Source organism: Mycobacterium sp. (assembly GCF_044342925.1).
In the GTDB taxonomy this organism is placed as follows: Bacteria; Actinomycetota; Actinomycetes; order Mycobacteriales; family Mycobacteriaceae; genus Mycobacterium.
In genome coordinates this window covers 1-10,579 of record NZ_JBIIOV010000116.1, presented here as the reverse complement: position 1 = coordinate 10,579, position 10,579 = coordinate 1, and the positions used below count along the sequence as shown (strand labels likewise).

7 protein-coding genes, 1 tRNA gene and 1 other RNA gene are annotated in these 10,579 nt (G+C 68.8%); 3 read left to right on the top strand and 6 right to left on the bottom strand.

Features of this window, described 5'->3' with window-relative positions; all coding sequences use genetic code 11:
* Positions 1–469: class I SAM-dependent methyltransferase (locus tag ADBZ6I_RS12510; protein WP_526384274.1), on the top strand; the 469-nt coding region annotated here is incomplete at its 5' end.
* On the opposite strand, the gene ADBZ6I_RS12505 is transcribed toward ADBZ6I_RS12510, so the two are convergent.
* The 3 genes from ADBZ6I_RS12505 to ffs form a co-directional block, all read right to left on the bottom strand.
* A complete protein-coding gene (locus ADBZ6I_RS12505) occupies positions 466–2,427 on the bottom strand; it encodes a DNA polymerase III subunits gamma/tau (protein WP_526384272.1) in 1,962 nt (653 codons plus the stop codon). The two genes, ADBZ6I_RS12510 and ADBZ6I_RS12505, sit on opposite strands and share 4 nt — an antisense overlap.
* A gap of 9 nt (positions 2,428–2,436) precedes the next feature.
* A complete protein-coding gene (locus ADBZ6I_RS12500; RefSeq protein ID WP_526384276.1) occupies positions 2,437–3,720 on the bottom strand; it encodes an aspartate aminotransferase type Ic in 1,284 nt (427 codons plus the stop codon).
* A 42-nt stretch (positions 3,721–3,762) separates the two neighbouring features.
* Positions 3,763–3,857, bottom strand: an RNA gene (gene ffs / locus ADBZ6I_RS12495) — signal recognition particle sRNA small type.
* A 75-nt stretch (positions 3,858–3,932) separates the two neighbouring features.
* Between ffs and ADBZ6I_RS12490 the strand changes: the two genes are divergently transcribed.
* Positions 3,933–4,018, top strand: a tRNA-Ser gene (locus ADBZ6I_RS12490).
* 66 nt (positions 4,019–4,084) lie between these two features.
* Positions 4,085–4,789 (top strand): lipid uptake coordinator LucA, encoded by a 705-nt coding sequence (gene lucA, locus ADBZ6I_RS12485; RefSeq protein ID WP_526384270.1) that lies wholly within the window; start codon positions 4,085–4,087, stop codon positions 4,787–4,789.
* Positions 4,790–4,870: 81 nt separating this feature from the next.
* Here lucA and ADBZ6I_RS12480 read toward each other — a convergent pair whose 3' ends face one another.
* The 3 genes from ADBZ6I_RS12480 to ADBZ6I_RS12470 form a co-directional block, all read right to left on the bottom strand.
* Positions 4,871–7,669 (bottom strand): CocE/NonD family hydrolase, encoded by a 2,799-nt coding sequence (locus tag ADBZ6I_RS12480; protein WP_526384268.1) that lies wholly within the window; start codon positions 7,667–7,669, stop codon positions 4,871–4,873.
* 109 nt (positions 7,670–7,778) lie between these two features.
* Entirely contained in the window at positions 7,779–9,650 is a 1,872-nt protein-coding gene (locus ADBZ6I_RS12475) for a PecA family PE domain-processing aspartic protease (RefSeq protein WP_526384266.1), read from the bottom strand.
* A 175-nt stretch (positions 9,651–9,825) separates the two neighbouring features.
* Positions 9,826–10,431 carry a cysteine peptidase family C39 domain-containing protein gene (locus ADBZ6I_RS12470; RefSeq protein WP_526384263.1) on the bottom strand — a complete coding sequence of 202 codons (606 nt, stop codon included), beginning with the start codon at positions 10,429–10,431 and terminating at the stop codon, positions 9,826–9,828.
* Positions 10,432–10,579 lie beyond the last annotated feature (148 nt).

Sequence of the window (10,579 nt, the reverse complement as noted above, 5' to 3'; positions counted from 1 at the left end):
CCGAGCACATCGGGTGGCCAACTACCCGTCGTACTTCCGGTTCCTGCAGTCCAAGTTGCGGATCGGCGGGCTGCTGCTCAATCACTGCATCACCCGCCCGGGCAACACCCGGCCGGCCGGCGCGGGGCACTTCATCGACCGCTACGTCTTCCCGGATGGTGAACTCACCGGGTCCGGACGGATCATCAGCGCGGCGCAGGACGTGGGCCTGGAGGTGGTTCACGAGGAGAACCTGCGTCGGCACTATGCGATGACGTTGCGCGACTGGTGCGCCAACCTGGTCGACAACTGGGTTGCGGCAGTCGACGAGGTGGGGTTGGCGACCGCGAAGGTGTGGGGGCTGTACATGGCCGGATCGCGGCTCGGATTCGAGACGAATAACGTTCAGCTGCACCAGGTTCTTGCGGTCAAGGTCGGCCGCGACGGGGACGACGGCGGGCTTCCGCTGCGCCCCTGGTGGTCGACCTAGCTGTCGATGCGGCGGGCGCCCAACTCGTTCTGCAGCAGTTCGAGCGCCACTTCCTCGGGGTCGCGCCGCGGTGCGGCCTCGGCGCCGTCGTCGTGCGCCTCGGCGATCATGTCGTCTTCCTCAGCGCGCTGAGCCTCGGCCGGGTCCGCCTGCGGCTCGGGCGGCAGCGGCTCGGCGGCGGGCATCGGCTGGCCGACCCCGACCTCGCAGCGCACCCGCCAATTCACCCCAAGGGCGTCCTTGAGGGCATCGCGGATGACGTCGGCGTTGTGCTGCTCGGTGAGCCGCTTGGCCAGCGGCGCCGCCGGATGCGCCAGCACCAGGGTGTCGCCGTCGACCGCGCGGACGATCGCGGCGTCCAGCATGGCGTACAGCGGGCGGCTGCGCTCACGGACCTTCTCCCGCACCGTCGACCACATCTGTCGCACCGCCGCGGCATCCGGTTCACCCGGCGTGGGCTTCGGGGGCTCGGGGGGCTTCGGGGGGGCGCCGAGATTGACGTCAGGCTGGGGCGCACTCGCACTTTCGCTGCGTGGTTGCAATCTCGGTGCAGGGGCGGGGGGCGCGACGGGCTCGGGCTCCGCGACGGGCTCGGGCGCGACGGGCTCGGGCGCGACGGGCTCGGGCTCCGCGACGGGCTCGGGCGCGACGGGCTTGGGCTCCGCGACGGGCTCGGGCGCGACGGGCTTGGGCTCCGCGACGGTCGCCGGCGCAACCGGCGCCGGAGCCGCGGTGGTCTTGCGAACGTACTGCCTGGCCGGCGCGGGCGGGGCGCTCGCGGCGGCCTCGCCGGCGGGGATGGAGATGTCCAGTCGGGTCTCGATGCGCTCGATGCGTTGCAGCAGTGCCGCTTCGGTATCCGCCGCCGACGGCAGCAGCAACCGCGCGCACACCACCTCCAGCAGCAGCCGTGGCGCGGTGGCACCGCGCATCTCCCCCAGCCCGGCGTGCACCACCTCCGCGTAGCGGGCCAGGGTGGCCGACCCGATGCGGGCGGACTGGTCACGCATCCGGTCCAGCACATCTCCCGGGGCGTCCACCACACCGCGGCTGGCGGCGTCCGGAACCGCTTGCAACACAATGAGATCGCGGAAGCGCTCCAACAAGTCGGTGGCGAACCGGCGCGGATCGTGGCCGGCGTCGATCACCGATTCCACCGCCCCGAACAGCGCCGCGGCATCCCCGGCGGCCAGGGCGTCGACCGCCTCGTCGATCAGGGCGACGTCGGTGGCGCCCAGCAGCGCCAGCGCGCGCTGGTAGTGCACCCGGTTGCCCTCCGCGCCGGCCAGCAGCTGATCGAGCACACTCAACGTGTCGCGGGGCGAGCCGCCGCCGGCCCGGATCACCAGCGGGAACACCGCGTCGTCGACCTCGACGTCCTCCGACGCCAGGATGCGCTCGATCAGCCCGCGCATGGTGCGCGGGGCGAGTAGCCGGAACGGGTAGTGGTGCGTACGCGACCGGATGGTGGGCAGCACTTTCTCCGGCTCGGTGGTGGCGAAGACGAAGATCAGATGCTCGGGCGGCTCCTCGACGATCTTCAGTAGCGCGTTGAACCCCGCGGTGGTGACCATGTGCGCTTCGTCGACGATGAAGATCCGGTAGCGCGACTGGGCCGGTGCGTAGAACGCCCGGTCGCGCAGTTCGCGGGTGTCGTCCACGCCGCCGTGGCTGGCGGCGTCGAGTTCGACGACATCCACCGACCCGCCACCGTTGGGTGCCAGCGCGGCGCATGAGTCGCACACACCGCACGGCGTCGGCGTGGGGCCCTGCTGGCAGTTCAGCGAGCGGGCGAGGATGCGCGCCGAGGAGGTCTTGCCGCAGCCACGCGGCCCGGAGAACAGATAGGCATGGTTGATGCGGCCCGCCGTCAGCGCCGTCGACAGCGGCTCGGTGACGTGCTCCTGCCCCACCACCTCGGCGAACGTCGCCGGCCGGTACTTGCGGTAGAGCGCCACCTGAGCAGGCTACCCAGCGGTGCTGACGGCGCCGGACCCGAGCAGCTTCTCGGTGGCCGCCAACAGCGCGCAGGTGGCCAACCCGTCGATGGCGCCGGCCAGATCCGATAGTGGCGGGAAACTCGGCGCGATCCGGATGTTGGTGTCGTCGGGGTCCTTGCCGTACGGGAACGACGCACCGGCCGCGGTGACAGCGATGCCGGCCTCCTTGGCCAGCGCGACGGTGCGCTTGGCCGTGCCGGGCAACACGTCGAGGCTGATGAAGTACCCGCCTTTGGGCTCGGTCCAGGACGCGATCTTGGACTCCGACAAGCGCTTGTCGAGGATGTCCAGGGACAGCTCGAACTTGGGCGCCAGAATCTTCTGGTGAGCCAGCATGTGCCGGCGCACCCCGTCGGCGTCGCGCAGGAACCGCAGATGCCGCAGCTGATTCACCTTGTCCGGACCGATCGTCTTCTTGCCGGCGTGCTGCAGATACCAGGCGATGTTGCCCAGCGAGCCGCCGAAGAAGCTGACCCCGGAGCCGGCGAAGGTGATCTTGGAGGTCGAGGTGAAGATGTGCGGGCGGTTGGGGTGGCCGGCCTGCGCGGCCAAGCCCAGCACGTCGATCTGGCGGACGAACTCCCCGGTCAGGGTGTGCACCGGGTAGGCGTTGTCCCAGAAGATCCGGAAATCGGTTGCGGCGGTGTTCATTTGGACGAGCCGCCGGACCACCTCCCAGGAGTACACCGCGCCGGTCGGGTTGGCGTAGACCGGCACGCACCACATGCCCTTGATCGCCGGGTCGGCGGCGACGAGTTCCTCGACAAGGTCGACGTCCGGTCCGTCGTCGTGCATCGGGACGGTGATCATCTCGATACCCAGGCTCTCGGTGATCGCGAAGTGGCGGTCGTAGCCGGGCGAGGGGCACAGGAACTTCACACTCGGCTCGTGGATCCACGGTCGTGAGGAGTCCACCCCGCCGTGCAGCAGGGAGAACACCACGGTGTCGTGCATCAGTTCCAGGCTGGCGTTGTTTCCCGCGATCAGGTTGGGCACCGGGATGCCGAGCAGTTCGCCGAACACCGCCCGCAGCCCCGGCAGACCGTGCAGTCCGCCGTAATTGCGGGTATCGGTGCCCTCGGCGTCGCGGAAGTCACCGCTGCCCGGAAGCTCCAGCAGGGCATTGGACAGATCCAGCTGCTGCGCCGACGGCTTACCGCGGGTGAGATCCAACGTCAGTTTCCGGGCTTGCAACTCGACGTAATTGCGCCGCTGCAGGTCGCGCTGAACGTGGAGTTCGTCTCGGCCCAGGGACTGAAGCGACACTGTTCCCCCTCGTATCGCCGCCGGGATTGAAGGGGACCCCGCGCACCCGCCAGAGCCCGTTGACCCTTGCTGCCTTCCAGCCCTGGGGGAGTTCACAGGTTGGACGCCGCGCGGGGTCCATGGCGAGTGTAATACCGGCCGGTCACGGCGGAACAGCCGGTCGATCCCTGTGGCTGCGGTCGGCTACCATGGCCGACGGAGGATTCGCCTAGTGGCCTATGGCGCTCGCCTGGAACGCGGGTTGGGTTAACAGCCCTCAGGGGTTCAAATCCCCTATCCTCCGCACCACTCCGGGGTGCGATCGCAACCGCGGTCGCACCCCGGATTCACAAGATTCCCGAGGAGGGGCATGGGGCGCCGCGCCGCACGGGCACTGCACCTGGGCCTCTTTCTGGTCGGTGTTCTGCTTTACATCGTTTTCGTGCTGCCCCGCTGGTGGGTGCTGACCGGCGATGTCCCCTCCAGCCTCGCCACCGCCGGACGGATCGCCGCGGGCATCCCGATCGCCGCGGCGGCGCTGCCGGTACTGACGATCCTGCGCCAGACTCTGGGCCGCAAGGTCAAGACGCCGGAACTGGCGCTGCGCCTGCGGGCGTGGTCGGCGGTGCTGCACGTGGTGGCCGGCGCGCTGATCCTGCTGGCCGCGATCGCGGAGATCTGGCTGGGCCTCGGCGCCGCCGGCCCGTACCTGTTCGCCGTCTACGGCGCCGCGGGGGCCATCGCCGTCCTGGGCGCCCTGGCGCTGTTCCTGTCGTTCGTCGCCGAGAAGCCGCCCGCCGAACCGAAGCCGGTCAAACCCGTCAAGGTCAAGCCGCCCAAGGCCGCGAAGCAGCCCAGAGGCAAGAAGCGCGGGGCGACAGAGCCGGCTGCAACCACCGTCACCGTCGAAGAGACCGTCGTCAACGACGACACGGTCACCGACACCGCCGACGACACCGACGACACGGCCGACGAGAGCGCCAAGGACGACGCGGCTACCGAGGACCAGCCCGTCCAATCTGGACTGGCCAACAAGCGGCCGACCGGCAAACGCCGAAATCCCCTGCTTCGCTGACGCTTCGCAACCTCGGCGGGTGGGCTTCGCTACTCCAGCGGGTGGGCTTCGCTACTCCAGCGGGTGGGCTTCGCTACTCCACTAGACCGGAAGCAACCCCGGGACGGGGTTCTTGATGGCCGTGCCAGACGTCGGCAGGCTCACCGAAATCTTGTTGATGTCCACTCCCCAGTTCACGCTGGTGTTCTGGTACAGCGACGAGTTGGCGACGATCTGCAGGGTGAGGGTCGCTCCCGGTGTCACCGGAGCGGTGTAGGCGATGTTGGCGATGGGGAACGCCTCGATCGTGTGTTCCTTGCCGTCGAGGGTCACCGGGATCGCGGTGTTGATGTTCCCGAGTACCTGGCCGGTGGCGTTGTCGACGATCTGGGCGTAGACCGCCTTGGCGTTGCCGACTCCGGAGTAGGTGAAGCTCACCGTGGGGGCGCCGACGATCACCGACGGGTTGTTCGGGTCCGTCGTCGGGACCACGGGGATGTCCACGTTCACCGCGTTCTTGGCCTTCGTGGCGAAGACCTGGTTCAGCGGGAACTGGCAGGCCGCACCGACACTGCCACAAACGGCTCCGGCGGCATCCTCTTCCGACAGCGGACCCGACATGCTGGTGAACGAATTGATCCGGCCGCCGGCGGCCTGGGTGACCACGATCGGGGCGGTGTCCTGGAACTCCGGTGTCCACGGCATGCCGTCGAATGAGGCCAACGCGGTTCCGTTCTGATCCCACCACTGGAACGGTGCGGTGACGGAGAGCAGACCGTTGAGGAGCGGATCAGCCGCCAGGTAATCCTTGGTGTATCTGTTCACCCAGACCATGTTCTCCAGGAACATCACGGTGGCCTGTGCGGCTTGCTGCTGATCGGTCTGAGTGGTGCAGACGCCGTGGCCACCGCAGAACCAGATCATCTTGACCAGATCGGCGTTGGCGCCGGCGAAGAAGGGGTTCTCCTCAAGCTGGGTCCGGGCGTTGTCGAGCGCCTGCTGCAACGGGAACAGCGCGTCGATGGTGCCCTGGTCGTACATCGTGGGGATGCTCAGCTTCGTCATCAGCGCGGTCGGTCCGGTGCTGGCGAGCACGGCCTGCGCGCTCTCGCTGATGAAGGCGAACAGGTTGCCGGTGATCAGCGCCTGGGTGATCTGGGAGTTGATGCGGTCGATCGACGACGCCCCGGTGAGCAGCAGGGCCTCGCCGAGGTTATTGGCCCAGGCCGTCTTGAAGATCCCGCCGGGGTAGATGGACTCGTTGAGGGAGTTCCATGCGATCGACGGCACGATCGCCTTGATGCGTGGGTCGACGGTGGTCATCTGGATGCCGCCGCCGTACGAGCCGCCCATCATCGCGACATCCGGTGCGCCGCCCTCGTTGAGTAGCGGAGTGTTGGCGTCGGCCCAGTCGATCAGCGCGGAGACGTCGCGGCCCTCGTAGAACGGGTTGTCCAACTGCAGAACGCCGCCGGACGCCCATACACCGCGCGGATCCCAGGTGATCACGTTAAACCCGAGCGGAGCCGAGGCGAGGGGGCCCGGCAACCCCTGGCCGCGCATCAGGGCGAGGCCCGGAGCCGAGCCCGCAGACTGGAAGGCTCCGTACGGGTCGATGGTGCCGGCGCCACCGAGGCCGGGTCCGTTGAAGATGGTGGCCTGCTGGTTGCCGAGCGCCGCGAGCAGGGACGGCGCCGACGCGGGGAAGTAGTTCATGCTGATGCGCGTGCCGTCGAACGAGTCGACGAAGTAGGTGTAGGCCACCTGCTTGCCGGCGGGCACCAGTTGGCCGACGTTCACCGAGATCGTCTGCTGCACAGAGGCTCCGATGAGGGGAGCCAGCAGGTCACCGAGGAACGGGGTGGTCTGCATCAGCTGGATGATCGGCGCTGCGATCAGCCCGATCAGCGGGATGCTCGTGATGGTCTGATCGAACTTCGTGTTCTCGCTGACCCGGACCGTGAAGTCCTGCGTGCCTGTCGGAGTGGGGAACCTGGTCGGGTTGGCGGGGTCGATCCAGGTGGCATAGGGCAGGAACGTGTAGCTCCCGGCGCCGCCGCCCTGCAGCGCCGCCGGCACCTTGTCGAGGGTGACCTTGCCGCCGTCGGACGAACTGACGAAGGCGTAGGCCAGCCTGCAGTCAGAGCCCAGAGTGCCGCATCCGCTGGCGCTGGTGACGTTCAGGTTGCCCTGCAGAACCCCGTCGAAGTAGGTGGTCGCCGGCGCGAGCGTCAGACCCGAGGACGAGGTGACCAGGGCCGCCGGCGCATCGGTGGCCGCCACTGTGAAGGGGTCGCGACGGGACATCGCCAGGAACGCAGCGAGCAGCGGCGAATCGACCGGCACCGTCGGGTCGGTGCCCGCGCCGTCGGACGGCTCGGCCACGCCGGTGATGAATGCGGTCACCTCGCCGCTGGGGGCTGGGACGTACTCGGTGGTCTCCGGTTCGACGGTCATGATCGGGTCCACGATGACAACGGGCTCGGGCATCGGGTCGACGTGGATGACCGGTTCGACGGACGCCGGTTCCCCGACGACGACGGACTCGCCGGCGGCCGGCTCGGGCAGGCTCAGCTCCTCGACGACCGGTTCCGGATCGACGACGACGGCCGCCGCGGGTGCAGCGATGCTGTCGTCGACGACGATCGGCACCGAGTCCAGAGACGCCTCCGGCGCGGCGCTGTCCGCCGACTTGATAGCCGCGGCCGGAGCCGCGCTCTCGGATCCTCTGCCGCCGCGTGGGGCACGGGCCGGCGAGTCGCTGTCAGCGGCTGAGGCACTGCTGGTGTCTGTGTCACCGCGGTCGGCCCAGGCGACCCCCGCTCCGGAGAACACGGCGGCGCCGACCCCGAGGGCCACCGCCAATCCACCGATTCGACCGACGAACTGCGATGCGCCCATAGTGTTCCTCCAGAGTGGCGATAGCCGTGGGCGAACACTAACCCTCTTTAGGCTTGTCCTAAGCCAATTTTCATACAGCCGTAAGGGTTGTTCCTGCGCAGTTCAGGGGTCAGTAGATGGAGAAGTCCGTCGAGCCGATCCCGTACGGGGTTGTGCCGTAGTTGATGTAGATCGGGTTCTGCGCGTACGGGGCGTTGCCGGTGTTGAACAGGCCGTTGTCGATGAACGGCGTCGCCGCGTCACCAGGCTGAGCCGTGTAGCTGTAGAGCAACGTGGTGCCGTCCGGGGCGTAGACGTCGATCTTGGTGCCGGCCGGAACGTTGGTGCCGATCGGAGAGCCCGGGTACAGCGAGCGGTTCAGCGTGCCGAACACGCCGCCGGAGTCGATGATCGCGCTGGCGTCCTGCTTCGGCCCGCCGTTGACGCTGACCTTGACGTAGGCGTCCGGAGCGCCCGGCAGCGAGACCTTCGTCGGGAACAGGTTGGGCCCGAGGATCATGTAGCCGCCCAACCCGAACGGGTAGGCGTTCTGGTAGATCAGCACGCCGTTGCTGAGCTCACCGGGCATGACGGCCGTGGGGATCGGCGCGGGACCCGGGCCGGCGGTGTTCGCGCCGACGCCGAGGATGCCGTCGGCGCCCCAGGAGAAGAAGTCCTTGAAGATCTGGACGCTGTTCGGCCAGGTGGCGTTGTCCGTAACCAGGTTGACCGGGGCGGTGGTCACCGCGCCGTCGCCGAGATCGACGGTCATGTTGTAGGTCTCGTAGTGGTAGCAGATCCCGCCGCTGAAGCAGCTATCACCTTCGCCGGTCCTGGCGCCCAGCGCCGCCGACCCGATCTTGTCGCGGGTGGTCACCAGACCCGAAGCGCCGGTATCGATCAGCAGCGCGGCGTTGCGGCCGCCGTTGATCTTGACGTCGACCATCGGCTGGGTGCCCAGCAGCATCCTCACCGGCACCTTGGCGTAGATCTTGCCGTTCTGCCGGGCCTCGGCGACCAGGGCCTTGGCCGGCTCGATGTCAGCGCCGAACCAGCCCAGCGGGGTCATCAGCGCCGACGCGGTGGCCAGCGACAGATCCGACAACGCCGGGTAGAGCAGTTCGTTCTGCAGGTTGAGCTGCGCGATCGGGTGGATCAGCGGATTGTCGGTGGTGCTGGCCACGAAGCTCTGGGCATTTCCGATGCTGGCAGCCCAGATGGCCAACATCAGCTGCGCGGTGGCCAGCGCCGCCTGCGGCCCGAAGGAGCCCAGGCCGGCCAGGATGTTGCCGGCGCCCCAGGTCTCCTGGGTGATCAGATCCTGCGACTGCTCGATCTGCTGCAACGCCAGCGTGACGTGCTCACCCGGGACGATCGGGGTGGCCGGCAGCCAGGAGTCCATGTTCGGCGCCGGGTCGCTGACTGCAGCGGCGGCCGCTGAGGCCGCCGGGGCGGGCTCGTCGGCGGCCGGCGAATCCGCAACGGGTGCAACGGGATCGGCGACCGTGTCGACTGCGATCTCTGCAGCGGCGGCCGGCGCCGACGGGCTCTGCGACGTCGGGACAGCGAGCGGTTCGCTCTTCGGTGCATTCGTCTCGGCCGGCGGCAGTGTGCTGTCGACGGCCGCGGCGGGCTCCACCTCAGGCATCACCGGCAGATCGGGGGCGACCTCCGGGATGTCGGCCACCACTGCGGGCGGCAGTTCGGCAGGCACCGCCGCCGAGGAGTTGTCGTCGGCGGAGGCGGCGGGGTTACCGCGGCCGGTGCGGCTGGCGCGCTGCGTGGGCGCATCGGACGGCGCACCGGACTTAGCCGACGACGCGTCGCTGGCGGCACCGGCCGAGGAACTCGACGAGGAGTTGGCCGACGAATCGGTGCCGGTGTCGGCGAAGGCGACCGCGGTGCCACCGACCATCGCGGCACCCATGCCAAACGTCACCGCGCCCGCTCCGAGCCACGCGTAGGGCTGGCGACGACGGCGGGCTGACTGGCGAGCGGACATGGGTGACCCCCTGTGATTGCGGCACGACCTTAAGGATTACTGAGATTTCTACCACATTCCCCGAGGAGCAAATCTCGGGTTCGGGCTTCATGGCCGCTAGAGAGCCAGGACCAGGGACCTGCTGGCAAATGCGGCTGGTGGCCGGGTTCGCCGACCTCGCCGATCGGCCCTGGCGTCAGTCCGATCCGGCCGGCACGGCGCGTCCGACGATCAACATGGCGTGATTGCTGGTCTTCCACGCGGTTTCGAAGGTGGCGACACTGATCTGAGAATCGGGGCCGAGGCTAGGGATCGCGCTGTCGTTCACGTGGACGATCCCGGCGGCGCTGTCGGTGCCGGTGACCACGACGGCGTGGTCGTGCAGTGTGTGGTCGCCCGGTTGGCCCCAGATGGTCTCGCCGTTGATCGAGACGATCACCTTCTTGCCCGCGCGCAGCGCGGCCTCCAGGCCGGGCATGCCGGTCGGCGGCCCTCCGCCGGCGGCGACCGTGTCGTCGGTGGCGACGGTCTCCAATCCGAAGTGCGCCAATAAGACCGGCAGGTCCGGGAGGCCGGGTAGCTGACCGCGTCGGCTGAGCGTTGTGGAGCCGGCCTCGGCCGCCGTGTAGATCGGTCCCGAATGCCGGTCATTGGGCAGCGCCGCGGCCAGTGCGAGGACTTCACTTTCGGCCGGCTTGCTGCCGGTCAACTCCCCGACGACGTCCGCAACCGCCATCAGCGTGCAGTCGTCACCGTGTTGTCGGCCCCAGAACTTGGAGGCGCCGCCGGGGTCCCCGAGCATTGGTCCACGGTAGCCCCGCCAGGGCTAGGCTTGAGACTTCACCCGAGTGGGGAGCGGTCATGGGTAAGCAGGACGACACCTCCGCGGGCGCCGCACGCGCCGGAGGGCGCCTATCCCGGTACCTGCCGAGACCTCACCGACGAGCAGC

Coding starts and splice junctions, on each gene's coding strand:
- ADBZ6I_RS12480 (WP_526384268.1), bottom strand. CDS start 7,669: ATGGGCGCATCGCAGTTCGTCGGTCGAATCGGTGGATTGGCGGTGGCC.
- lucA (WP_526384270.1), top strand. CDS start 4,085: ATGGGGCGCCGCGCCGCACGGGCACTGCACCTGGGCCTCTTTCTGGTC.
- ADBZ6I_RS12475 (WP_526384266.1), bottom strand. CDS start 9,650: ATGTCCGCTCGCCAGTCAGCCCGCCGTCGTCGCCAGCCCTACGCGTGG.
- ADBZ6I_RS12470 (WP_526384263.1), bottom strand. CDS start 10,431: ATGCTCGGGGACCCCGGCGGCGCCTCCAAGTTCTGGGGCCGACAACAC.